The 25,033-nt window shown below is 60.3% G+C and carries 21 protein-coding genes and 3 pseudogenes; 14 read left to right on the forward strand and 10 right to left on the reverse strand.

All coding sequences use genetic code 11. From position 1 onward, the window contains the following. The first annotated feature begins 14 nt into the window (after positions 1-14). Positions 15-770 (forward strand): DeoR/GlpR family transcriptional regulator, encoded by a 756-nt coding sequence (locus LJU32_26240; GenBank protein ID WKV88782.1) that lies wholly within the window; start codon positions 15-17, stop codon positions 768-770. 246 nt (positions 771-1,016) lie between these two features. Next, positions 1,017-2,597: a glycerol-3-phosphate dehydrogenase gene (glpD, locus tag LJU32_26245; protein ID WKV88783.1), complete on the forward strand. Its 1,581-nt coding sequence runs from the start codon at positions 1,017-1,019 to the stop codon at positions 2,595-2,597. Positions 2,598-2,674: 77 nt separating this feature from the next. On the opposite strand, the gene LJU32_26250 is transcribed toward glpD, so the two are convergent. Further along, positions 2,675-3,562: a LysR family transcriptional regulator gene (locus LJU32_26250; GenBank protein WKV91206.1), complete on the reverse strand. Its 888-nt coding sequence runs from the start codon at positions 3,560-3,562 to the stop codon at positions 2,675-2,677. A gap of 105 nt (positions 3,563-3,667) precedes the next feature. Between LJU32_26250 and LJU32_26255 the strand changes: the two genes are divergently transcribed. From LJU32_26255 to LJU32_26295, 9 genes and pseudogenes are all read left to right on the forward strand, one after another. After that, positions 3,668-5,020 (forward strand): MFS transporter, encoded by a 1,353-nt coding sequence (locus tag LJU32_26255; GenBank protein WKV88784.1) that lies wholly within the window; start codon positions 3,668-3,670, stop codon positions 5,018-5,020. Continuing rightward, positions 5,017-5,427, forward strand: coding sequence for a DUF4440 domain-containing protein (locus tag LJU32_26260; protein WKV88785.1), 411 nt, complete (start codon positions 5,017-5,019; stop codon positions 5,425-5,427). Before LJU32_26255 ends, LJU32_26260 begins: the two co-directional genes overlap by 4 nt. 272 nt (positions 5,428-5,699) lie before the next feature. After that, positions 5,700-6,626 carry a glutamate/aspartate ABC transporter substrate-binding protein gene (locus tag LJU32_26265; protein WKV88786.1) on the forward strand — a complete coding sequence of 309 codons (927 nt, stop codon included), beginning with the start codon at positions 5,700-5,702 and terminating at the stop codon, positions 6,624-6,626. 192 nt (positions 6,627-6,818) lie between these two features. Then, a pseudogene (locus tag LJU32_26270) lies at positions 6,819-7,556 on the forward strand (amino acid ABC transporter permease). A gap of 7 nt (positions 7,557-7,563) precedes the next feature. Further along, complete coding sequence (locus LJU32_26275) at positions 7,564-8,286, forward strand: ABC transporter permease subunit (GenBank protein ID WKV88787.1); 723 nt, start codon at positions 7,564-7,566, stop codon at positions 8,284-8,286. Next, positions 8,231-8,965: an amino acid ABC transporter ATP-binding protein gene (locus LJU32_26280; GenBank protein WKV88788.1), complete on the forward strand. Its 735-nt coding sequence runs from the start codon at positions 8,231-8,233 to the stop codon at positions 8,963-8,965. The genes LJU32_26275 and LJU32_26280 overlap by 56 nt, the downstream gene beginning before the upstream one ends. A gap of 159 nt (positions 8,966-9,124) precedes the next feature. Next, on the forward strand, positions 9,125-11,026 hold the full coding sequence (locus tag LJU32_26285; GenBank protein WKV88789.1) for a sensor histidine kinase: 1,902 nt from the start codon (positions 9,125-9,127) through the stop codon (positions 11,024-11,026). Further along, positions 11,023-12,348, forward strand: a complete 1,326-nt coding sequence (locus LJU32_26290; protein ID WKV88790.1) for a sigma-54 dependent transcriptional regulator — start codon at positions 11,023-11,025, stop codon at positions 12,346-12,348. Before LJU32_26285 ends, LJU32_26290 begins: the two co-directional genes overlap by 4 nt. A gap of 8 nt (positions 12,349-12,356) precedes the next feature. Beyond that, entirely contained in the window at positions 12,357-12,686 is a 330-nt protein-coding gene (locus tag LJU32_26295; GenBank protein ID WKV91207.1) for a GlpM family protein, read from the forward strand. Positions 12,687-12,704: 18 nt separating this feature from the next. Here the strand turns inward: LJU32_26295 and LJU32_26300 are convergent, their stop codons facing one another. From LJU32_26300 to LJU32_26310, 3 genes are all read right to left on the reverse strand, one after another. After that, positions 12,705-13,613: a hypothetical protein gene (locus LJU32_26300; protein ID WKV88791.1), complete on the reverse strand. Its 909-nt coding sequence runs from the start codon at positions 13,611-13,613 to the stop codon at positions 12,705-12,707. After that, positions 13,610-14,305: a hypothetical protein gene (locus LJU32_26305; GenBank protein ID WKV88792.1), complete on the reverse strand. Its 696-nt coding sequence runs from the start codon at positions 14,303-14,305 to the stop codon at positions 13,610-13,612. Before LJU32_26305 ends, LJU32_26300 begins: the two co-directional genes overlap by 4 nt. Before the next feature lie 104 nt (positions 14,306-14,409). Then, positions 14,410-15,444 carry an alpha/beta fold hydrolase gene (locus LJU32_26310; protein ID WKV88793.1) on the reverse strand — a complete coding sequence of 345 codons (1,035 nt, stop codon included), beginning with the start codon at positions 15,442-15,444 and terminating at the stop codon, positions 14,410-14,412. 215 nt (positions 15,445-15,659) lie between these two features. Here LJU32_26310 and metR point away from each other — a divergent pair, with 215 nt between their 5' ends. Further along, positions 15,660-16,577, forward strand: coding sequence for a transcriptional regulator MetR (gene metR / locus LJU32_26315; GenBank protein ID WKV88794.1), 918 nt, complete (start codon positions 15,660-15,662; stop codon positions 16,575-16,577). Positions 16,578-16,728: 151 nt separating this feature from the next. Here metR and LJU32_26320 read toward each other — a convergent pair whose 3' ends face one another. From LJU32_26320 to LJU32_26340, 5 genes and pseudogenes are all read right to left on the reverse strand, one after another. Further along, positions 16,729-17,226 (reverse strand): GNAT family N-acetyltransferase, encoded by a 498-nt coding sequence (locus tag LJU32_26320; GenBank protein ID WKV88795.1) that lies wholly within the window; start codon positions 17,224-17,226, stop codon positions 16,729-16,731. Position 17,227: 1 nt separating this feature from the next. Further along, positions 17,228-17,866 (reverse strand): LysE family translocator, encoded by a 639-nt coding sequence (locus tag LJU32_26325; protein WKV88796.1) that lies wholly within the window; start codon positions 17,864-17,866, stop codon positions 17,228-17,230. Positions 17,867-17,889: 23 nt separating this feature from the next. Further along, a complete protein-coding gene (locus LJU32_26330) occupies positions 17,890-18,300 on the reverse strand; it encodes an NUDIX domain-containing protein (protein WKV88797.1) in 411 nt (136 codons plus the stop codon). 68 nt (positions 18,301-18,368) lie between these two features. Further along, positions 18,369-19,693 (reverse strand): annotated as a pseudogene (locus LJU32_26335) (APC family permease). A 219-nt stretch (positions 19,694-19,912) separates the two neighbouring features. Next, positions 19,913-20,736, reverse strand: a pseudogene (locus LJU32_26340) (carbon-nitrogen hydrolase family protein). 125 nt (positions 20,737-20,861) lie between these two features. Between LJU32_26340 and LJU32_26345 the strand changes: the two are divergent. Together LJU32_26345 and LJU32_26350 are read left to right on the forward strand one after the other, a co-directional pair. Further along, positions 20,862-21,662 carry a LuxR C-terminal-related transcriptional regulator gene (locus LJU32_26345; protein ID WKV88798.1) on the forward strand — a complete coding sequence of 267 codons (801 nt, stop codon included), beginning with the start codon at positions 20,862-20,864 and terminating at the stop codon, positions 21,660-21,662. A 157-nt stretch (positions 21,663-21,819) separates the two neighbouring features. Beyond that, entirely contained in the window at positions 21,820-23,439 is a 1,620-nt protein-coding gene (locus LJU32_26350; protein ID WKV88799.1) for an FMN-binding glutamate synthase family protein, read from the forward strand. A gap of 76 nt (positions 23,440-23,515) precedes the next feature. Here LJU32_26350 and LJU32_26355 read toward each other — a convergent pair whose 3' ends face one another. After that, complete coding sequence (locus tag LJU32_26355) at positions 23,516-24,937, reverse strand: amino acid permease (GenBank protein ID WKV88800.1); 1,422 nt, start codon at positions 24,935-24,937, stop codon at positions 23,516-23,518. Positions 24,938-25,033 lie beyond the last annotated feature (96 nt).

Consider the following 25,033-nt stretch of genomic DNA (forward strand, 5'->3'; position numbering starts at 1 on the left):
CCAAAGGAAGCCCCATGAATCTGCCTCCCCGTCAGCAGCAAATCCTCGAGCTGGTCCGCGAACGCGGCTATGTGAGCATCGAGGAAATGGCCACGCTGTTCGTTGTCACCCCGCAAACCATCCGCCGTGACATCAACCAGCTCGCGGAAGCCAATCTGCTGCGTCGCTACCACGGCGGCGCCGCGTACGATTCCAGTGTCGAAAACACCGCGTATGCGATGCGCGCCGATCAGATGCGCGACGAAAAGCAACGCATCGGCGAAGCCATCGCCGCGCAGATCCCCGATCACGCCTCGCTGTTCATCAATATCGGTACCACCACCGAATCGATCGCTCGCGCCCTGCTCAATCACAGCCACTTGAAAATCATCACCAACAACCTGCACGTCGCCTCGATGCTCAGCGCCAAGGATGATTTCGATGTGCTGCTGACCGGCGGTAACGTGCGCCGTGACGGCGGTGTGGTGGGTCAGGCAAGTGTGGATTTCATCAATCAGTTCAAGGTCGATTTCGCCCTGGTCGGGATCAGCGGGATTGATGAGGACGGCAGCCTGCTCGACTTCGATTATCAGGAAGTTCGCGTTTCCCAAGCGATCATTGCCAACGCGCGGCAGGTGATTCTGGCGGCGGACTCAAGCAAGTTCGGGCGTAACGCGATGATTCGACTGGGGCCGATCAGCCTGATCGATTGCCTGGTCACCGATCAGCAGCCGGTACCGGCGCTGGCGCAGTTGCTGAGCCAGCACAAGATTCGTCTGGAAGTCGTCTGATCCCTCTCCCTCACTGACCGAACCGACGCCTTCGCGAGCAGGCTCGCTCCCACACTTGGAATGCATTGCAAAATGTGGGAGCGAGCCTGCTCGCGAAAACAATCGATCAAGCAACACATCTTCTGCGTCCTTGCGCGCATTCATGTTCGAAAATTTTCTTTTAATCGCCCTTCGATGAGTTTTTTCAATCGAACGCGACTGGCTGCGCGCGTGTTTATGGGCTACCATTTTCGCAAATGAACATTAATGTTCGATTTCCAAGACATAAAACCAAAAGAACCGAGGCCAGCCGATGTCCACCTCTACCTTGCGTACGCCCCTCTCTCCGAGATCTATGACGTTGCCGTGATTGGCGGCGGGATCAATGGCGTGGGGATCGCAGCGGATGCCGCCGGTCGCGGTCTTTCGGTGTTCCTTTGCGAAAAAGATGACCTGGCCAGCCACACCTCGTCGGCCAGCAGCAAGCTGATCCACGGTGGCCTGCGCTATCTGGAACATTACGAATTCCGTCTGGTGCGTGAAGCACTGGCCGAGCGCGAAGTGCTGCTGGCCAAGGCGCCGCACATCGTCAAGCCGATGCGTTTCGTGCTGCCGCACCGCCCGCACCTGCGTCCAGCGTGGATGATTCGTGCCGGCCTGTTCCTTTATGACAACCTCGGCAAGCGCGAAAAACTGCCGGGTTCGAAAAGCCTGAAGTTCGGCGCCGACAGCGCGCTGAAAAGCGAAATCAAGAAAGGCTTCGAATACTCCGACTGCTGGGTCGATGACGCCCGCCTTGTGGTGCTGAACGCCATGGCTGCCCGCGAAAAAGGCGCGCATGTGCACACCCAGACCCGTTGCGTCAGCGCACGTCGCACCAAAGGCCTGTGGCATCTGCATCTGGAGCGTGCCGACGGCAGCCTGTTTTCGATCACCGCCAAAGCACTGGTCAACGCCGCCGGCCCATGGGTGGCCAAGTTCATCCGTGACGACCTGAAGATGGAATCGCCGTATGGCATTCGCCTGATTCAGGGCAGCCACATCATCGTGCCGAAACTGTACGAAGGCGAGCACGCGCACATTCTGCAAAACGAAGATCAGCGCATCGTTTTCACTATTCCGTACCTGAACCACTTCACGCTGATCGGTACCACCGACCGTGAGTACACCGGCGACCCGGCGAAAGTGGCGATTACCGAAGGCGAAACCGATTACCTGCTGAAAGTCGTCAACGCCCACTTCAAGAAGCAAGTCAGCCGCGAAGACATCCTGCACAGCTACTCGGGTGTTAGGCCGCTGTGCAACGACGAATCCGACAACCCGTCCGCCGTCACCCGCGATTACACCCTGGCGCTGTCGGGCAACGCTGAAGAAGCACCGCTGCTGTCGGTGTTCGGCGGCAAGCTGACTACCTATCGCAAACTCGCCGAGTCGGCGATGGCGCAATTGATGCCGTTCTTCACCCAGATGCGCCCGAGCTGGACGGCCACTGCCACCCTGCCCGGCGGCGAAGACATGACCACGCCCGAAGCCCTGAGCGCGCGGATCCGCGACAAGTTCGATTTTGTCCCGACGGAAATCGCCCGGCGCTGGGCCGTCACCTACGGCAGCCGCACCTGGCGCATGCTCGAAGGCGTGGAATCCCTGGCCGACATGGGTGAGCACATCGGCGGCGGGCTCTACACCCGCGAAGTCGACTACCTGTGCAGCGAAGAGTGGGCGACCACGGCGCACGATATTCTGTGGCGTCGCACCAAGCTTGGCCTGTTCACCACGGCGGAGGAGCAGCAGAAGCTCGCGACGTACTTGGGCAAGGTTGAGCTGAATCGGAAGATCGAGGCGGCTTGATCTCAACGTTCAAATGAAAGCCCCTGAATCGAGAGATTCAGGGGCTTTTTGTTGCGTCCAGTGAGGGGCTTTTGATTTCAACGCCCCAAATGTGCAAGCAGGAAATCGATAAACACCCGGGATTTGTGCGGCAGGTGCGGCGTATCAGGAAATACCAGACTGATCGGCTGCAAGGGCAGCGAGTATCCAGGCAATACGCGGACTAGACGCCCACTGACAATATCGGCCTCTATCATCCACGCTGGCAGCACCGACACGCCCATCGACGACAAGGTCATAGCACGAATCGCCGTCGAGGAGTTTGACTGGAAATGACCGGCGCCATTGATTTCGGCCGCCTCCCCCACACCATCGCGTAAAACCCACTGCGTCGGCGTTAGCAAATTGCTGTTGGCGATCCACGGCGCAGCACTGAGATCCAGCGGTGTTTTTACCGGATAGCGGGCCAGAAATCCTTCAGTGGCCACCAGTACGATTTCATAGTCCGCCAGCTTCCGGCTCTTGAAAGCCGAGTCCGCCAGGTTGCCCAGGCGAATCACCAGATCCAACCGTTCGGCGAGCAGATCATTCAGCGAAGAGTTGAAGTCGTAGCACAGGCGGATGTCCGGATAGCGCTCGGCGAACAGCGGAATCAGCGGCAGGATGAATCGCTCGCCGTATTCACTGGTGGAACTGATCCGCAACGTTCCCGATACGCGGTTCGTGCCGTGCATAACCCGGTCAAAAGCTGTGTCGATATCGGCCACGATGGCTTTGAATTCGTTGTAAAAGCTTTGCCCGGCCTCGGTAAGAGCCACAGTACGACTGTTGCGCAACAACAGAGTCGTCGACAGCGCCGCTTCCAAGGCTTTGATGTGCAGACTGACCATGGCCCGGCTGAGGTTCAGATGGTTCGCAGCCTTGGTGAATGAACCCAGTTCGACGATCGCCAGAAACGTCTGCACCCGATTCAAGTGAGTGTGCAGAGCGCCCTGAATCACCGTTCAATCCCTTCAAACATTGTGTTCAGCCCCATTGCATCGACGCGCGGAGTCTATCGTCCCTATGCTCGACGACAAAGGGGAAACAGCATGAGTTACCGCTACAAAGTCGCGTCGGTGTTTCTGCTCGGCTTCTTCATCGACTGCATCAACATTTTCATGTCGGCCGTGGCTCTGCCCAGTCTGTCGGCAACCTTGCACGTCAGCAGCTCAGCGGTGGCGTGGGTCGGCAATGCTTACATTCTCGGTCTTACGCTGATCGTTCCTGTGAGCACCTGGCTGGCCGCACGCTTCGGCAGCCGGGAAATCCTTACGGCCTCGATGTTGCTGTTCGCAGCAGCGGTATGTCTGTGCGGCCAGGCCGACAGTTTCCATGAACTGGTGCTCTGGCGCTTCGTCCAGGGCATCGGTGGCGGCTTGTTGATCCCGGTCGGTCAGGCGCTGACGTTCAATCTTTTTCATGGCGAGCAACGGGCGAAAATATCCACGCTGATAATGGCCGTCGCTCTGATCGCACCAGCGATCTCACCCACCGTCGGCGGGCTCATTGTCGACAGCAGTTCGTGGCGTTGGGTGTTTTACAGCAACATCCCGTTTTCGCTGATCGCCGCCGGGCTGTCCTGGTTATGGATCAGGGAAAGCAAACCCGCCGAGCTTCAGCGTCCGGACATCAAAGGCCTGCTGCTAATCAGCGCAGCACTCGCGAGCCTGTTGATGGGCATGTCGCTGTACGGTGGCGATTATCCTCCGCTGGCAGCGCTGGGTTTTCCCATGGCCGGCCTGATATTCGTCGCCTTTTATCTGCTGCACTACCGCCGTTGCACCAACGCAATCATCGAGTTGAGTTTGCTCAGAAGCAAAAGACTCAGCACCTCGATTTTCATTTATTACGCGATTCCCGGTGTGTTCACCGGGGTCAATCTGATGAGCATTTTCTTTCTGCAGAACACGCTGCACTTCAGCGCCCGGCTGACCGGAATGTTCATGATCCTCTACGCCACCGGGGCATTCATCGCGATGACTATTGGCGGCCGGGTCTACAACCGGGTCGGCGCCAAGCGCCTGTTTACCCTCGGCATGCTGTTGCACAGCGCCGGCATCGCCACGCTGGTGCTGGTCGATGTGCCAGGTGATCTGTGGCTCATCGTCAGCGCCTACAGCCTGATGGGCATCGGCGGCGGTATCGGGGCGAATACCGCGCAAACCACCTCACTGATGGACTTTGCTGGTGGCGATACACACAAGGCCAGTGTCATCTGGAACATCAATCGCCAAGTGTCCTTCAGCCTCGGCGCCGCACTGTTTCTGATGATTTTCAATGTACTGCTCGAGCCATTCGGCCCTCCGCATGCCTATCACGCAACTTTCGCTATTGCAGCGTTGGTCGGCCTGTTGCCGCTGTTGCTGATGAATCAACTGAACCCCGCAAAGGAATGTCCATGACGTACGACCCGATCGACCAAGCCGAACACAGCGTTCACCACGTCCACGAGCTGATCCTTCAGGTATTCAACAATGCCGACGGCAACGGTGCCGCGAGCATCGAGCCGTTAATGCAGGCATTCGCCGACAACTTCAGCATGATCGGCATTTCGGCGATTCCTTTGAATCGCTCCGAGGTCGAGCAACTGTTCAGGGAGGCGGTCGGCGCCAGGGCCGGACTGGAGATTGAAATCAGCGATCTGCATACGGTCTGGCAGCAGAACGAGACACTTGCCTTGAGCTACGTCGAAACCCATCGGTTGAACGGCACGGAACATCAACGCGTGTCGGTGGCGATCCTGCGCACACAGACAGATGGGGTGAAGTGGCTGTATTTGCACGAAACGCCCTTGAGTCGCGAAACCTGAAATAGCCCTCACAACGCGTTCGGTTTTCCGAACGAGACTCTATGGTCGATTCGGTAAACCGGATCAGCCGTCCACAAAAATACCATCACAAAAGTTTAATAACGTTATAAATCAATTAGTTAACCATCGCCGCCTGCTCTGGCACGACTCATGCTCTACACTCTCTCGACGAATGCCTGCTGTGCCAACACTTCAGGAGCCGTCAGGCATTCGAAGCACAAAAAGGGCCGACAAACTGGCTCCATAAAAAAAACAATGTCGAGGAAAATTTGATGCGCATCGTTCCCCATATCCTGGGCGCAGCCATTGCTGCCGCTCTGATCAGCACGCCAGTTTTCGCCGCCGAACTCACCGGCACCCTGAAGAAAATCAACGATTCGGGCACCATCACGCTCGCTCACCGCGACAGCTCAATTCCGTTTTCCTACATTGCAGATGCTTCTGGCAAACCAGTGGGCTATTCCCACGACATTCAGGTGGCGATCGTTGAAGCCCTGAAAAAAGACCTGAACAAGCCAGACCTGCAGGTCAAGTACAACCTGGTGACCTCGCAAACCCGTATTCCGCTGATCCAGAACGGCACCGCGGATATCGAGTGTGGTTCGACCACCAACAACACCGAACGCGCCCAGCAGGTCGACTTCACCGTCAACATCTTCGAAATCGGCACCCGTCTGCTGGTCAAGAAAGACAAGGAAGGCAAGCCGTCCTATAACGACTTCGCCGACCTCAAAGGCAAGAACGTCGTGACCACCGCCGGCACCACGTCCGAGCGCATCATCAAAGCGATGAACGCCGACAAGCAGATGGGCATGAACATCATCTCCGCCAAAGACCACGGCGAATCCTTCAACATGCTCGAAAGCGGCCGCGCCGTGGCCTTCATGATGGACGACGCCCTGCTGGCCGGTGAAGAAGCCAAGGCCAAGAAGCCGACTGACTGGGTCATCACCGGCACGCCGCAGTCCTTCGAAGCCTATGCCTGCATGGTTCGCAAAGGCGACGCGCCGTTCAAGAAGGCGGTCGATGACGCCATTGTCGGCCTGTACAAGTCGGGCGAGATCAACAAGATCTACGCCAAGTGGTTCGAAAGCCCGATCCCGCCAAAAGGCCTGAACCTGAACTTCCCGATGAGCGACAAGGTGAAGGAGCTGATCGCCAATCCAAGCGACAAGCCGGCGCCTGACGTAAAAATCTGATTCCTGACTAACCTTATCGTCTGAGGGAGCGACCTCCCTCAGACGTCTGTTACTGCCTGCTGGCTTTGCTGTGGAACACTCGACCTGGCGGTTTTCGAGCCGATCGCGTGTGTCCGGCGTTCCGCGTCGGACGGGAAAGGAACTTCCCCAAGCGGGTGCTTGTACATCGATCGATTTCGAGGGGAGACCCTAATGAATTACAACTGGGACTGGGGCGTGTTCTTCAAGTCCACTGGCGTTGGCAGCGAGACTTATCTCGACTGGTACATCGCCGGCCTGGGCTGGACCATCGGCATCGCTGTCGTGGCGTGGATCATCGCTTTGCTGCTGGGCTCCATTCTGGGGGTCATGCGCACTGTGCCAAACCGCATCGTAGCCGGCATCGCCACCTGCTACGTGGAACTGTTTCGCAACGTGCCGCTGCTGGTTCAGCTGTTCATCTGGTACTTCCTGGTACCCGACCTGCTGCCGCAGAACCTGCAGGACTGGTACAAGCAAGACCTCAACCCGACCACCTCGGCATACCTGAGCGTCGTCGTGTGCCTGGGTCTGTTCACCGCTGCCCGTGTTTGCGAACAGGTGCGCACCGGTATCCAGGCGCTGCCACGCGGCCAGGAATCCGCTGCCCGCGCGATGGGTTTCAAGCTGCCGCAGATCTACTGGAACGTGCTGCTGCCGCAGGCGTGCCGGATCATCATTCCGCCGCTCACCTCGGAATTCCTCAACGTCTTCAAGAACTCCTCCGTGGCGTCCCTGATCGGCTTGATGGAACTGCTGGCACAAACCAAACAGACCGCCGAGTTCTCGGCCAACCTGTTTGAAGCCTTCACCTTGGCCACGCTGATCTACTTCACCCTGAACATGAGCCTGATGTTGCTGATGCGCATGGTCGAGAAGAAAGTCGCGGTGCCCGGCCTGATCTCCGTGGGGGTAAATAATGGACTTCGATTTCAGCGGCATCATCCCCGCGATCCCGGGCCTGTGGAACGGCATGGTCATGACCTTGCAGTTGATGGTCATGGGCGTGATCGGCGGCATCGTGCTCGGCACGATCCTGGCGCTGATGCGCCTGTCGTCAAGCAAACTGCTGTCGAACATTGCCGGCGCGTACGTCAACTATTTCCGTTCGATCCCGCTGCTGCTGGTGATCACCTGGTTCTACCTCGCGGTGCCGTTCGTGTTGCGCTGGATCACCGGCGAAGACACGCCGATCGGTGCATTCACCTCGTGCGTCGTGGCTTTCATGATGTTCGAAGCGGCGTATTTCTGTGAAATCGTCCGGGCCGGCGTGCAGTCGATTCCCAAAGGCCAGATGGCCGCCGCGCAAGCGATGGGCATGACCTACGGCCAGACCATGCGTCTGATCATCCTGCCCCAGGCGTTCCGCAAGATGACGCCGTTGCTGCTGCAACAGAGCATCATCCTGTTCCAGGACACTTCGCTGGTCTACACCGTGGGCCTGGTCGACTTCCTCAACTCCGCGCGCTCGAACGGCGACATTATCGGCCGTTCCAACGAGTTCCTGATCTTCGCCGGTGTCGTCTACTTCATCATCAGCTTTTCCGCCTCGCTGCTGGTCAAGCGTCTGCAAAAAGGTTCGCCGTATGATCTCTATCAAGAACATCAACAAGTGGTATGGGGACTTCCAGGTGCTGACTGATTGCAGCACCGAGGTCAAGAAAGGCGAAGTGATCGTGGTCTGCGGCCCGTCGGGCTCGGGCAAGTCGACGCTGATCAAGTGCGTCAACGCGCTGGAGCCGTTCCAGAAAGGCGACATCGTCGTCGACGGCACCTCGATTGCCGACCCGAAGACCAACCTGCCGAAACTGCGCTCGCGCGTCGGCATGGTGTTCCAGCACTTCGAACTGTTCCCGCACCTGACCATCACCGAAAACCTGACCATCGCGCAGATCAAGGTGTTGGGCCGCAGCAAGGAAGAGGCGACCAAAAAAGGTCTGCAACTGCTGGAGCGCGTCGGCCTCTCGGCACACGCTCACAAGCATCCGGGGCAATTGTCCGGCGGTCAGCAACAGCGTGTGGCGATTGCCCGTGCGCTGGCGATGGACCCGATCGTCATGCTGTTCGACGAACCGACCTCGGCGCTCGACCCGGAAATGGTCAACGAAGTGCTCGACGTGATGGTGCAACTGGCCCACGAAGGCATGACCATGATGTGCGTGACCCACGAAATGGGCTTCGCCCGCAAAGTGGCAGACCGGGTGATCTTCATGGACGCGGGCAAGATCATCGAAGACTGCCCGAAAGAGGAATTCTTCGGCGACATCAGCGCCCGCTCCGAACGCGCGCAGCACTTCCTTGAGAAAATCCTGCAGCACTAAAAAACCGCTCCCCAACTGTGGGAGCGGGCTTGCTCGCGAAGAGGCCGGCACTTCAACCTCATCATCGACTGATGCACCGCTTTCGCGAGCAAGCCCGCTCCCACACTGGATCAATGCTGATCCTGAGATTTGTGTTGTGGTTGACCCAAGGCATCTGTGATGAAATGCGACCCCACTCTTTATCGCGCTGCAGAGCCATCACTTGCCGTGAAGCCCCGTCTGATCCGTCATCTGTTCCTGCCGCCGCTGATCATCGCCCTGATGGTCGGACTGGGTTTCATCGGCTTCTGGACCAGTGAACACTTCGGCATCCGCAGCCTCGGCGAGAACGGCCAGCGTCAGCTGGAACTGCACGCCCGCGCGGTCGAAAGCGAAATCAGCAAATACACCTACCTGCCCAGCCTGCTGGAACTCGAAACGAGTGTGCCGCAGCTGCTGGCCGACCCGACCCCGGAGCACCGGCAGACGGTCAACGATTACCTTGAAGGCCTGAACCGCCGCAGCCGCAGCCGCGCCATCTACGTGATGGACACCACCGGGCGGGTCATGGCCACCAGCAACTGGCGCGATGTCGACAGTTATCTGGGTGAAGACCTGTCCTTCCGCGCCTATTTCCAGGACGCCGTGCGCGGCCAGCCCGGACGCTTTTACGGCATCGGCAGCACCAATGGCGAACCCGGTTACTACCTGGCCCACGGCCTCGAAGAGCACGGCAAGATCATCGGTGTCGCGGTGGTGAAAGTGCGTCTGGAAGCCATGGAAGAACGTTGGCAGCGGGCGCGTCTGGAAGCGTTCGTCAGCGATGAGAACGGCATCATCATTCTCTCCAGCGATCCGGCAAGGCGGCTGAAATCGGTGATTCCGCTCAGCGACGAGGTCAAGGAAAAACTTGCCCGCAGCCTGCAGTACTACTGGTTCCCGCTCAACGAACTGCAACCGCTGGCCCGTGAGACCCTGGCCGAGGGCGTGGAGAAACTGACCTTCCCGGCCAACAGCGAATTGCAGCCCGACGAAGACGACATCAGTTATCTGGCGCAAACACGGCTCCTGAGCGACACGCCGTGGAATTTCACCCTGCTCACACCATTGCAGGACCTGCGCCGCGAAGCGATCAACCAAGGCATTCTGGTCGCCGTGGCGTTTGCCCTGTTCGCCTTCCTGCTGATCGCCTGGAATGAACGGCGCAAAGTCCTCGCCACCCGCCTCGCCGCCCGCGAAGCGTTGCAGGAAGCCAACAGCCAACTGGAGCGTCGGATTACCGAACGCACCGCCGATTTGCGCGCCAGCAACGAACGGTTGAAGAGTCAGATCCGCGAGCGCCGCCAGGCCGAGGAGACCTTGCGCCGCGCCCAGGACGAACTGGTACAGGCCGGCAAACTCGCCGCCATCGGCCAGATGTCGACCAGCATCGCCCACGAATTGAACCAGCCGCTGGCGGCCATGCGCACGCTGTCGGGCAACACCGTGCGTTTTCTCGAGCGCGGCCAGCTCGACGTCGCCAGCACCAATCTCAAAACCATCAATGATCTGATCGACCGCATGGGCCGGATCACCGCCAGCCTGCGTTCGTTTGCCCGACGTGGCGATAACAAGGGCCAGGCCAGTCTCGGCAAAGCCGTCGACGCCGCCTTGCAAGTGCTCGGCGCGCGCGTGGAAAACGCCGCGCTGCAGATCCACCGGCAGTTTGCCGATGTGCAGTTGCTGATCGACCAGACCCGTCTCGAACAGATCCTCGTCAACCTGATCGGCAACGCACTCGACGCCATGCACGCGCAACCGCAGCCGCAACTGTGGCTGGAGGGTGAAGAATTCAACGGCAAGTATCGCTTGCGGGTGCGTGACAACGGCCACGGCATCGACGCCGAAGCGCGCAAGCATCTGTTCGAACCGTTCTTCACCACCAAACCCGGCGAGCAAGGCCTGGGCCTGGGCCTGACCCTGTCCGCCAGCCTCGCCGCGGCCACCGGCGGCCATCTGGGTGTCGAACACCCGGCCGGCGGTGGCACCACTTTTGTCCTCAGTTTACCGTTGGTAAGCCCTCTTTCTGCCGAGCCAATATGAACCCTGAACTCAGTGTGCTGATTGTCGAAGACGACCCCCATGTGCTGCTCGGCTGCCAACAGGCGCTGACTCTCGAAGACATCCCCTGCATCGGTGTCGGCAGTGCCGAAGAAGCGCTGGCGCAGGTTGGCGACAACTTTGCCGGCATCGTCATCAGCGACATCCGCCTGCCGGGCATCGATGGCCTGGAATTGCTCACCCGCCTCAAGCAGCGCGATCGCAGCCTGCCGGTGGTGCTGATCACCGGCCACGGCGATATCTCCATGGCCGTCGGCGCGATGCAGAAAGGCGCCTACGATTTCATGGAAAAACCGTTCTCGCCGGAGCGTCTGGTGGACGTCGCGCGGCGTGCGCTGGAGCAACGCAGCCTCGCCCGCGAAGTGTCATCGTTGCGTCGGCAACTGGCTGAACGCGATTCCCTTGAAGGGCGGATCATCGGTCGCTCGCCGGCGATGCAGAACCTGCGCGAACTGATTGCCAACGTCGCCGACACGTCAGCCAACGTCTTGATCGAAGGCGAGACCGGCACCGGCAAGGAACTGGTCGCCCGTTGCCTGCACGATTTCAGTCGGCGCCACAGCAAACAGTTCGTCGCGCTGAACTGCGGCGGCCTGCCGGAAAATCTGTTTGAAAGTGAAATCTTCGGCCACGAAGCCAACGCCTTCACCGGCGCCGGCAAACGGCGGATCGGCAAGATCGAACACGCCGACGGCGGCACGCTGTTCCTCGACGAAGTGGAAAGCATGCCGCTGCCGTTGCAGATCAAATTGCTGCGCGTGTTGCAGGAACGCACCCTCGAACGACTCGGCTCGAACCAGAGCGTGGCAGTGGATTGCCGGGTGATCGCGGCGACCAAATCCGACCTTGACGAAGCGAGCAAGGCCGGCGAGTTTCGCAGCGACTTGTACTACCGCCTCAACGTCGTGACCCTGGAATTGCCACCGCTGCGCGAACGCCGCGAAGACATCCTGCAACTGTTCGAACACTTCACCCAGCAGTCGGCGCTGCGCTTTGATCGCGCACTGCCGGAGCTGGATAACCAGACCCTGTCGAACCTGATGAGCCACGACTGGCCGGGCAACGTGCGCGAACTGCGCAACGTTGCCGAACGCTTCGCCCTCGGCCTGCCGGCCTTCAAAAAGTCGGGGGCCAGCGCCGGCCAGGGTCTGGCGTTTGCCGAAGCGGTGGAAGCGTTCGAGCGCAATTTGCTGGTCGACGCCTTGCAACGCAGCGGCGGCAACCTGACCCAGGCCAGCCAGGAACTGGGCATGGCCAAGACCACGCTGTTCGACAAAGTCAAAAAGTACGGGCTGAGCCACTGATGGATCTGATTCTCAAAGCCGCGATAGGCGCGGCAGTGGTGCTGATCCTCGCGGCACTGTCGAAGACCAGAAACTATTACATCGCCGGCTTGGTGCCGCTGTTTCCGACCTTTGCCCTGATTGCGCACTACATCGTTGGCAAGGGCCGTTCGGTCGACGACCTGAAGACCACAATCGTGTTCGGCATGTGGTCGATCATTCCCTACTTCGTGTATCTGGCGACGTTGTACGTGATGGTCGACCGCATGCGCCTGGAAGCGTCACTGGCGGTGGCGGCGGTGGCCTGGTTGATAGCGGCGACTGTGCTGGTCAGCGTGTGGGTCCGGCTGCATGCCTGAACCCACGGGCATCAACCTCTAGCGGCCGTAGACCTTAGCCAGTTGCGCGGACGACAAGGCGTCCTCGAACGGCACCGGCACTGACTTCACCGCACCGTAAAGGTTGCGGTAGCGCCAGTAGCTGCCGTTCTGCGCCAGTTGATAACCACGCTCGACCACGCGCTGGCCGTCGAGCACGTAACGCAGGGTTTCCTGCGCGGCGGGCGGTGGCGTCGGTTGCATCAGGTCGGCGCTCAACACGCGCATGGATTCGTCAATGCATTCATCCAGCACAGCGGTGACCTGGGCCAGGTCGAGGCCGCCGTCATCAATGCATTGCTTGCCGCAGCGACGAATCGGCTGACTGGCCACTTCGATGCGCATGCGGTAAAGCGGCGAGCCGGCGATATCCTGTAATTGCACCTGATTGACCAGCACGAAACTGCCGCGATCAGGCGTTAGCATCAGCTTCGGTTCGATCAGCAACCGTGCCGTGACCGCACCTGTCCCCTGCTTGAATCCGGACACCTGCGACGCCGCCTGAAAGCGCTGTTGCAAGCGCTCCTGCAAGGGCACGCCGGCAAGCAGGTCGGCCAGCGGCCGCGATTCGTTCAGCGCCGCTTTTTCGGCATCGCGCTGCAACGTACCGGAGCCCATCTGCGTATTGATCAGGCTGGCCACCAGCACGCCCGCCAGCCCGGCGCCTGCGCCAGAGCTGGAGACCAGTGTGTGGCTGGAATTCGCCGCGTTCAGCGCCGCCTTGCTGTCGATCACCGTGCTGGCGCCGACAAACTCCGCCGGCAGTTGCACGTCCACCTTCAGCCCGTGCGCCTGCACATAGCTCATGGCGGCCTGATCTTTGAAACCGGCCTCGGGTGCCGGTTTCTGCGCACAGCCAGGCAACGCCAGCAGCGAGATCGCCGCGATGGTCAGCGCCAGACGTTTCATTGCGCGAACGGGGCGATCATTTGCTGACGGCTGTTATCCATCGCTTGATAGAACGCGTTGGACAGGTTGGTGTAGGACGGCTCGTCCCATTCACCCTGCGCGGCTTGAACTGCAGCGAATGGCTGGTACCACAGGAGTTTGTTGTCCGACAGGTCGATCACCATGCCCTGGCCGCCAACCTGGGCCATCGGCACGCTGGTGGGCACGATGCTGTAGTAGCTGCGCGTGGCACCGGTGGCATAAATCGACACCAGCAACAGGCGATCGATGCCGTGGGCGACCTTCATCGGCGTCATGTCCTTGGTCATGTAGCCCTCGCGGAAATCGACTTCCTTGAAGGTCTTCAGATCGACCTTCTCATCGATGCGCTTGGCCTTGTAGCCCTTGGCCTGCAACTTGGCGACGATGGCGTCGGGCAAGGTTTCCAGGTCGCGCACCTGCCAGGTCTCGACGTTGGCGCTGAGCTTGCTGTTGACGCCGGCATTGATGGCGTAATCGAGGATGCCCTGATTGCCGGTCAGTGCCAGCACTGGCGACGGTACGACGGTAATGGCTACACCGATGGTCGGCTCTTTGGCGTCCCAGAATTGTTTGTCCAGCGGCACCGGCGGTTGCACATGGGCACAGCCGGTGAGGGTCAGTACGGCGAGCAGGGCCAGTGCGGCCCATTGACGTGTAGCGCGAAAAATCATGGATCAAGTCCCTATGTCTGAAAACGTTCCTGCGCCTTATCGGCAACAACGCGGCAAACAATAGTGGCACATTGATATTTTTTGGCGACAGGATGCTGGCGCTCTTACAGCAAATTGTTCCGCACGGCTGGATCAACCTGCGCCCAATGCGAAGTGTCCTCGCGATGCGCCTGCAAATACGGGAGCACCGCCGCCAGCAACGGCTCCTTGAACGCCTCCTGAAAGCGATGCGCCAGTCCCGGAATCAGTTTCAACTGACTGCCCTGAATGTGCGCCGCCAGATGTACGCCGTGCATCACCGGCAACAGCGGATCGGCCGTGCCATGCACCACCAGCGTCGGTACGCGCAACTGATTGAGCAACGCCACCCGACTTGGCTCGGCGAGGATCGCCATGATCTGGCGCTTGACGCCTTCGGGGTTGAACGCGCGATCGTAGGACGCCGCCGCCTGTTGCAGCAAGACCTGACGATCATCGGTCACCGCCGGGCTGCCCAGTGCCGCGAGCAGATCGGCCTGTTGCTCCAGCGCCACTTCGCGGTTCGGCGCGCCACGGCGCGAGAGCAATTGCACCAAGGCCGCACTTGGTGCCGGCAGGCCTTCAGCACCGGAAGTGGTCATGATCAACGTCAGGCTTTCCACCCGCTGCGGCGCCATCGCCGCCATGTGCTGGGCGATCATCCCGCCCATGCTCGCGCCGAGCACGTGGAATTGCTCAACCCTCAGCGCCGTCATCAAACCCAGCGCATCGTCGGCCATGTCAGTCAGGCTGTACGGTGCCGAAACCGGCAGACCGAGCTTGTAACGCAGCACTTCGAAAGTCAGATTGGCTTCGACCGGCGCCTGCCGCCAAGTGGACAGGCCGACGTCGCGGTTGTCATAGCGGATCACCCGGAAACCCTGCTGGCACAGCGCGACCACCACTTCGTCCGGCCAGTGAATGAGCTGCCCACCCAGGCCCATGACCAGCAACAGCGCCGGATCCGACGCGCGGCCGATACTCTGATAGGCAAGACTGACCTGCGCAAGCTCGGCGTGCTCGGTCGGCACGTTGACATCACAGCGCCCGGCTGCCCACGAGCCGGCCCCTAACAAAAGCGCGGCCAACGCGGCCGCGACTGAAAACAATCTCTTGAACATGAAAAACACCAAAACGCAGCACCCCAGTAGAGCGCGAGTCTGATGAAGTTCGTGCGAGCGCGCTGCCACACTTCGATGACAGTTTGATGAAGAGTGCCGAGCGGTCGGCTGTGGACTGTCCTGCCCGACCTGGACCGACAGATCGACAAAGCTCGCCTCATGAGACAGACTCACCTTCCACGCATTCGTCACAAGTTTTTTCATGGAGCCCGCCGGTGCTTGAAATCCGACATCTGAAAACCCTGCATGCCCTGCGCGAGGCCGACAGCCTGGTGGACGCCGCTGACCGCCTGCATCTGACGCAATCCGCTCTGTCGCATCAATTCAAGGAGCTGGAAGAGCGCATGGGCATGCAGTTGTTCGTGCGCAAGACCAAACCGGTGCGCTTCACCAGCGCCGGTCTGCGTCTGCTGCAACTGGCCGACGCCACCCTGCCGCTGTTGCGCGCCGCTGAACGGGACATCGGTCGTCTGGCCGGTGGCACCGCCGGGCGTCTGCACATGGCGATCGAATGCCACAGCTGCTTCCAGTGGTTGATGCCGACCATTGACCAGTTCCGCGATGCCTGGCCGGAAGTCGAGCTGGACCTGGCTTCGGGTTTCGCTTTCGCCCCGCTGCCAGCACTGGCCCGTGGTGATCTGGATCTGGTGGTGACTTCCGATCCGCTGGACATCGCCGGCATCACTTACGTGCCGCTGTTCACTTACGAAGCCATGCTCGCGGTGGCCAACCAGCATGCACTGGCGAGCAAGCCGTATATCGTTCCTGAAGACTTGTTGACGGAAACGCTGATCACCTACCCGGTAGAGCGCGATCGCCTGGACATTTTTACCCGCTTTCTCGAGCCCGCGGACATTGAACCGGCGCAGGTGCGCACTTCCGAGCTGACGGTGATGATGATGCAGTTGGTCGCCAGCGGCCGTGGCGTCTGCGGCATGCCGCACTGGGCGCTGCATGAGTACAGCTCGCGCGGCTATGTGAAGGGCAAACGGCTGGGGGAGAAAGGCTTGTTCGCGACGCTGTATGCGGCAATTCGCACCGACATGCTCGATGCGCCGTACATGCGCGATTTCCTCCTGACGGCGAAGGACACATCGTTCTCGACCCTCGATGGGGTCAGTGCCGTACGCTGATTTCCTGTGCAGGAGATGATCGTTCCCACGCTCTGCGTGGGAATGCCTCAACGGACGCTCTGCGTTCGGCTTTGGATGGGACGCAGAGCGTCCCGGGCTGCATTCCCACGCAGAGCGTGGGAACGATCAGCAGGCGGAAATTATCGCTGGGTCAGAGTTCGCGCCACATGTGGATCTTGTCGAAGTAGTCTTCGCCCACCCGCACGGCGAGCGGTTCGAGGCCGTACTGAATGAAGCCGCAACGCTGGTACAACTGAAAAGCCGCGCCATTGCCGGCGGTGACGGTGAGCTGCAGCAGTTTCAGCGCCGGATGCTTTTGCGCTTCGGCCAATGCCGCCTGCACCAGATCAAAGCCCAGCCCCCGGCGACGAAAATCCGCAGAGACATACATGCCGAACAGCGTGGCCTTGTGTCGTGCCTTCTCGCGCGGTTCGAAAGCCAGGCCGACAATCCCGGCCAATGCCGCGGCATCGAATGCTCCCAACACCACATCGAGTTTGCTGGTCAGCCGCGCCTCCCACCAGCTCAACGGCATCACCGCGCGTTCGCGCACGCTGGAAGTGAAGGCCTGCGGATGCCGGTCATAGGCTTCAAGCATGAGTTCTCGGTAAGCCAGGGCGTGGCTGGCATCCAGCCGTTCGATCCACATGTCAGGCGGTCCGCCGCTGTTCGAGCATCAACCGCACTGCGAGGCCGCCGAGGACCAGGCCCATGAAATACCGTTGCAGCGCCAGCCAGGTCGGGTTGCGCACAAACCACGAGGCGATGCCTGCGGCGAACAGCGCGATCAACAGATTGACGCTGAAACTGACGCTGATCTGCGTCAGGCCGAGAATGATGCTCTGGGTGAAAACCGAGCCATGTTCCGGGCTGATGAATTGCGGAAAAACCGACAGATAGAACACGGCGATTTTCGGGTTCAGCGCACTGGTGAGAAAGCCCATGGTGATCAGTTTGCGCGACGAGTCCGGCGGCAATTGCTGAGCTTCGAACGGCGAACGTGCGCCGGGTTTCAGCGCTTGCCAGGCCAGCCACAGCAGGTACAACGCGCCGGCCCATTTCAACACTTCATAAGCCATCGGCACGGCGAGAAACACCGCCGTCAGACCGGCCGCTGCCGCGAACATATGCACGAAGAACCCGCCGACCACGCCAAGCAACGAAGTCACCCCCGCGCGACGTCCCTGACAGATCGAACGCGAGATCAGGTAAATCATGTTCGGCCCCGGCGTCAGCACCATAAGCAATGCGGCGGCGGCGAATATCAGCAAGTCTTGCAGCGGGATCATGGCAAAGTCCTTTGCGGGAATGATCAGGCGAGTGCAGTCAGTGAACGGCGATAAAACGGCAGGATGTGCTCGCGTGTCAATGGCGCCAGCTCGAGCGCCGGGTCAGTGGCCGGATCGACCCAGATGACCTCTTCGATTTCCGCCGCCGGGCAGACGTCAGTGTCGATGGTCAGTTGAAAGATTTCCGCATGGACGATGAAGCCTGGCTCGTTCGCGGCGGGGGCGGAAAAGCTGTTGAGGAAAATCGCCTGCGCCGGGTCGATCTGCAGCCCCAACTCTTCTTCCAGCTCACGGGCCAACGCGCGCACTGGCAATTCGTGGGCTTCGATCTTGCCACCCGGTTGCATGAAGGCGGTGGTGCCGCGCTTGCGCACCAGGAGGGTCTGGCCTTGGGCGTTGAGCAGCAGCGCGGCGGCGATATGAATGGTCGACATAAAGGAATCCCCTGGCGCAAAAGCGCCAAGGATCCCATGCCCGTCAGAGGGAAGCCAAGCCGCGAGGCTCAGGTCGCTTCCTGAAAATCCAGTTCCGGCGGCTGACGGCGGAAACCGCCCGTCAACACGGCAAGGTAAACCACGCCAATCGCCAACCAGCTCAGCCCCAGCCACACCGCCAGATGATCAAGGCTGACCATCAGCCACAGGTCGGCCACCAGACCGATCAGCGGGCAGAGCAAAAACAGCAGCAACTCGCGCGGGCCTTTTTCTCGCCGCCGATCCAGTAGTGAAAGATCACCGACAGGTTGACCAGGCTGAATGCCAGGAACGCGCCGAAGTTGATGAACGAGGTCGAGGTGGTGACGTCGAGTTTCAGCGCCAGCAAGGCCACCGCCGCGCACAGCAGAATGCTGTTGACCGGCGTGCCGAAGCGCACGTGCAAGGTGCCGAAAAACGACTTCGGCAAGACGCCGTCGCGGCCCATGGCAAACAGCAGGCGCGAACCGCTGGCCTGGGCCGACAGCCCCGAGGCGAACTGACCGACGATCAGGCCGATGAGAAAGATCGAGACGAACAGATCGCCGCCAATGTTGCGCGCGATTTCATAGGCAGCCGAATCGACGCTGTCGAACTGGAACGACGGATGGGCGATCTGCACAAAGTACGAAACGCCGACGAAGATCAGGCCGCCGATCAAAGTGATCAGCATGATCGCCCGGGGAATGGTCCGGCGTGGATCGCGGGTTTCTTCGGTCAGGGTGCTGACCGCGTCAAAGCCGAGGAAGGAATAGCAGGCGATCGCGGCGCCGCTCATGATCAGCGGCATCTGCATATCGCCGTTGAAGAACGGTTTGATCGACCACAGCGGCGTACTCCCATCGCCGCCGATGTAGTGCACGCATAGCGCAACGAAGGCGATCAACACGAGGAACTGCACCAGCATCAGCAAGGCGTTGATACCGTTAGCCAGTTTCAGCCCGACGATGTTGATCGCACTGGTGATGCCGATGAACGCCAGCACCCAGATCCACTGCGGGATCGACGGGAACGCCGAGGCCAGATAAGCCGCGCCGATCAACCAGATCGCCATCGGCAGAAACAGGTAATCGAGCAACACCGCCCAGCCGGCAATGAAACCGAGTTTCGGGCTGATTGCCTTGCGCACGTAGCTGTAGGCCGAGCCCGCCACCGGGAAAGCGGCGGCCATGCGTCCGTAACTCATCGCGGTGAAGAACATTGCCACCAGCGCCGCCAGGTAGGCCGCCGGCACCATGCCGGCGGTGGACTGGGCGAGGATGCCGAAAGTGCCGAGGACAATGATCGGCGTCATGTAGGCGATGCCGAACAGCACCACCGACCCTAGCGAAAGGGTGCGTTGCAAACGAGCCATGGGCGACTTACTCCGAATGTTATTGGATTTATGGCAGAGCCGGGTTCGGCGAAAATTTCGGGTGTGGCTTAGTAGTTTTTTGTTGTTTGAGCGGGCCTCTTCGCGGGCAAGCCCGCTCCCACAGTGTCGGTGGTGAACACAGATTTTTTGCTCGTAGCAAACCCCTGTGGGAGCGAGCCTGCTCGCGAAAGCGTCAGCCCGAGCGGCACAGCATTCGGATCACCGCACAGGAATCAGCAGCTCTCGCAATCCACAAGCCTGCTGCTCCACCACCTCCCCGGCAACTTCAAACGCTGATCATCCAGATAGCGATAATCCTTGCGCGCGATTTCCAGTTGCGCGAAATCCAGCTCGACCCTGAACTGCTCTTCTTCGCGCCCAGCCTCGAACAGCAGCGTCCCCAGCGGATCGACCAGCGCGCTGCCGCCGGCAAACACCAGGCCGTCATCCCCTGCATCAACGCGATTGACCATCAGCGCAAACGCCTGGTTTTCCTGGGCGCGGGCCATGATCGCGGTGCGGTGGGTCGGGCCGTACGGGTCCATATTGCCGTTGGTGACGATGAGCAATTCCACGCCAAGTTGCGCCAGGGCACGGGCGGTTTCCGGGAACTCGATGTCGTAGCAGATCAACAGGCCGACGCGTACGCCGTTCCATACGCAGGTGGCGTAGCGGTCGCCGGCTTCGAACACGCCGCGATCCGAAGCCCACAGGTGGGTCTTGCGGTACTTCAGAGCGATGCCTTCGGGGGTAATCAGCAGCGTCGTGTTGTAGAAGCGCCCGTTGTCGTTCTCGGCAATGCCGATCACCACGGCGATGTTCTTCTCACGCGCTGCAGCGAGCACCGTGCTGACGGTCGGGCCGTCTAGCGGTTCGGCGACCTGGGTCACGGTTTTGGCGTTGGGGAAGCCCATCAGGTGGGTTTCCGGGAACACGATCATCTGCGTGTCGGCCGCGCAGGCAGCAATCGCCGCCAGTGCGCGTTCCAGGTTGTAAGCCGTGTCGTTGTCACGGCCCGCCAATTGGGCGAGTTCTACTTTCATGGGTATCCCTTGTTCTCTGCGCCGGGCCTTGAAGGATTGCCCGGTGCCTGTCTGTGGGCCAGTATGCGCAGCAAGCAACCGGCCAGGGAATCACGCGGCCGGGGTAACCCGATAGGGGTAGATCGATGACACTTTCGTTGAATGACATCACTTGGCACCGCGCCGTCGGGCAACTGATCGACGCGCTCGACAAGCCGAATTTCTGGGCGCAACTGCTGCGTTTGCTCGAGCAGTACGTAGCGTTCGATAGCTGGGTGGTGCTGCTGTTCAGCGCCGATCAGCACCCGCAGGTCTTCGCCGAATGCCCCGGCGAGGACGGCAGCCCGGACCCGCTGTTCCAGGATTATCTACGCGGTCTGTACCTGCTTGACCCGTTTTACATCGCCTGCCGCGAGCAGTCGCGCACCGGCCTGTATCGCCTCTCGGAAGTCGCGCCGGAGCATTTCGAGCTGACCGAGTACTACCAGCGATACTTTCGTCTGAATGTGGTGGCCGACGAAATCCAGTTCAATTGCCAGCTCGAAGGCGAGCGCACGCTGTGCCTGTCGCTGGGCAGTGAAAAACGTTTCACTGGAGAGCAGATCGCTTTGCTGTCTTTGATTCAACCATGGGTGCTCGGCCTGTTGCGCCAACGTCTGCCGTACGAAATCAACGAAACCGTGGCCCTCGCCGTCGCACCTGCGCAGGCAGACTGGCGGGTGCAACTGGAAGCGTCGGTGCAACAGCTCAAAGGCGCACAACTGACCGCGCGGGAACTGGATGTGGGGCGCTTGATGCTCAGCGGTTGTTCGAGCAAAGAAATCGCCCGTAAGCTGGAAATCTCCGTGGAAACCGTGAAAGTCCATAAGAAACACATGTACAGCAAGCTGGGGATCAAATCCCAGTCCGAGCTGTTTTCGATTTTTCTACAGGCGCAGAACGCCTGAAACAGTGTGATTCACGCTTTTTGTGGGAGCGAGCCTGCTCGCGAATGCGTCGGGTCAGAAAATAATTTTTCTACTGACAGGTCGCTTTCGCGAGCCGGCTCGCTCCCACAGGGATGTGTGCCGTTGCACAAAATTGAGTCCGAACCAAGGAAACCGTATGAGCCTGTCGCTGCTGAGCCGCTACGCCTTCTTTGCCGTCTGTGTGATTTTCACTCTCGCCAGCCTGCCCTTCCTCGAACATGACTGGCTGTGGCCGATCACCGCCGTCACCGCGGTGCTGAGCCTGCTCGGCGTGTTTGACCTGCTGCAGACGCGCCATGCAGTGCGCCGCAATTATCCGATTCTGGGCAATATCCGTTATCTGGTCGAAGGTATCCGCCCGGAGATTCGCCAGTACCTGCTCGAATCCGACAGTGATGCCCTGCCCTTCTCCCGCGCCCAGCGTTCGCTGGTGTACTCGCGCGCGAAAAACGAAACCGCCGACAAACCGTTTGGCACGCTGATCGACGTCTATCAGTCCGGCTTCGAATTCATCGGCCACTCGATGCGCCCGGCGCCGTTGAGTGACCCGACCGGTTTCCGTGTCACTGTCGGCGGGCCGCAGTGCACGCAGCCATACTCGGCGTCGATCTTCAATATCTCGGCGATGAGCTTCGGCTCACTCAGCGCCAATGCCATCCGCGCCTTGAATCAGGGTGCCAAGCTTGGCAACTTCGCCCACGACACCGGTGAAGGCAGCATCAGCCCGTATCACCGCGAGCACGGCGGCGACCTGACCTGGGAACTGGGCAGCGGCTACTTCGGCTGTCGCACCAGCGACGGCCGTTTCGACCCGGAGCGCTTCGCCGTGCAGGCACAGAACCCGCAAGTGCGCATGATCGAAATCAAGATGAGCCAGGGCGCCAAACCCGGCCACGGCGGTATCCTGCCCAAGCACAAGGTCACCAAAGAAATCGCAGAGACCCGCGGCATCCTGATGGGCGAGGACTGCGTTTCGCCGTCGCGCCACAGTGCGTTTTCCACGCCGATCGAAATGATGCAGTTCATCCAGCAACTGCGTGAGCTGTCCGGTGGCAAACCGGTGGGCTTCAAGTTCTGCCTCGGCCATCCGTGGGAATTCATGGGGATCGCCAAGGCCATGCTGGAAACCGGCATTCTTCCGGACTTCATCGTCGTTGATGGCAAGGAAGGCGGCACTGGCGCGGCGCCGGTCGAGTTCACCGACCACATCGGTGTACCGATGCGCGAGGGCCTGCTGTTCGTCCATAACACGCTGGTCGGCCTCAACCTGCGCGACAAGATCAAACTCGGCGCCAGCGGCAAGATCGTCAGCGCCTTCGACATCGCCAGCGTGTTGGCCATCGGCGCTGACTGGGCCAACTCCGCACGCGGCTTCATGTTCGCCATTGGCTGCATCCAATCGCAAAGCTGCCACACCAACAAATGCCCGACCGGCGTCGCCACTCAGGACGCCCTGCGCCAACGCGCCTTGGTGGTGCCGGACAAAGCCCAGCGCGTCTACAACTTCCATCGCAGCACACTCAAAGCGCTGGCAGAAATGCTCGCTGCCGCCGGGCTTGATCATCCTTCGCAACTGTCGGCCAAGCATCTGGTTCGTCGCATGTCGGCGACCGAGATCAAGTTGTTCTCGCAGCTGCATGTGTTTCTGAAACCGGGGGAACTGCTTACCGGCGAAGTGAATGGCGAGTTCTATTCGCGGATGTGGCAGATGGCGCGGGCGGACAGTTTTGAGCCGCAGGAAGTGGTAGCGGCGTAAGACTGGCGATCAGCTCGCGTGAACCAAAAAGCCCCGATCTTGCGACCGGGGCTTTGTGGTTTTCAGGCGTCAGGATTCAAGAAACCGAACGCACCGAACCTTGCGACACTTGCGTCGGCTGCAACTTGAACACGTAAAACAACACCGTCAGCAACACCAGAAACGCCGGCCCGACATACAGTGCCACGCGGGTGTCGGGGAAGTACGCCATCAGGCCGACCACCAACACCAGAAACGCCAGGGCGAAATACGAACTGACCGGGTACAGCCACATCTTGTACTTGAGGCCGGCACGTTCGCTGGCGCTCAGGCCTTTGCGAAATTTCAGTTGCGCCAGCAGGATCATCACCCAGGTCCAGATCGCACCGAAGGTCGCGATCGAGGTGACCCAGACGAAGACTTTTTCCGGCACCAGATAGTTGAGCACTACACCCAACAGCAACACCGCAATCGACAGCAACAACGCGCGGCGCGGCACGCCGTTGTTCGAGGTCTTGGCGAAACCGGCCGGGGCCTGGCCGTTCTGCGCCAGGCTGTAGAGCATGCGGCCGGTGCTGAAGATGCCGCCATTGCATGACGACAGCGCCGCCGTAATCACCACGAAGTTGATGATGCCAGCCGCGGTCTTGATGCCCAGACGCTCGAAGGTCATCACGAACGGGCTGCCCTGGGTGCCGATTTCATTCCACGGGTAGATCGACAGGATGACGAACAGCGCACCGACGTAGAACAGCAGGATCCGCCAGAACACCGAGCCGATCGCGTCGGGAATGGTCTTTTGCGGATTCTTCGCTTCACCGGCGGTCAGGCCGATCATTTCCACGCCGAGGTAGGCGAACATGACCATTTGCAGCGACATCAGCACGCCGGTTACGCCGTTGGGCATGAAACCGCCGTGGGCCCACAGGTTGGAGATGCCCAGTGCCACACCGTCGTTGCCGAAACCGAAGGCGATGATGCCGACGCCGCCGATGACCATGGCGATGATGGTGACGATCTTGATCAGGGCGAACCAGAATTCGAATTCGCCGAAGGCTTTCACCGCGATCAGGTTGATCGAGCCCATGCTGATCAGCGCCGCCAGGGCCCAGATCCAGCGCGGCACATCCGGGAACCAGATGCCCATGTAGACCGCCACCGCAGTGATTTCCGCGACACACGTCACCAGCCACAGGAACCAGTAGTTCCAGCCGGTGAGAAAGCCGGCCAGCGGCCCGAGGTAATCCTGCGCGTAGCGGCTGAACGAGCCGGCCACCGGGTTATGCACGGCCATTTCGCCGAGCGCGCGCATGATCACCAGGATCGCCAGACCGCCAAGAATGTAAGACAGCATGATCGCCGGGCCGGCCATTTCGATGGCTTTGGCCGAACCGAGAAACAGACCGACGCCGATACAGGCACCGAGCGCCATCAGGCGGATATGCCGTTCGCCGAGTTCACGTTTGAGCGGACCGCCCGAAGCGGTGTCGCCGTACGGCTGAGGATTGCCAACTGGCATAGGGGTACAACCTCGTCTTGTTATTGGATATGACCACCGGGTTTCGAAGCGTCGGCCGATAGGCCTTGGCTGGGCAGGAAACCGCGTCGGCTTCGT

It is taken from the genome of Pseudomonas sp. B21_DOA (genome assembly GCA_030544685.1).
Classification (GTDB): Bacteria; Pseudomonadota; Gammaproteobacteria; order Pseudomonadales; family Pseudomonadaceae; genus Aquipseudomonas; species Aquipseudomonas fluorescens_AO.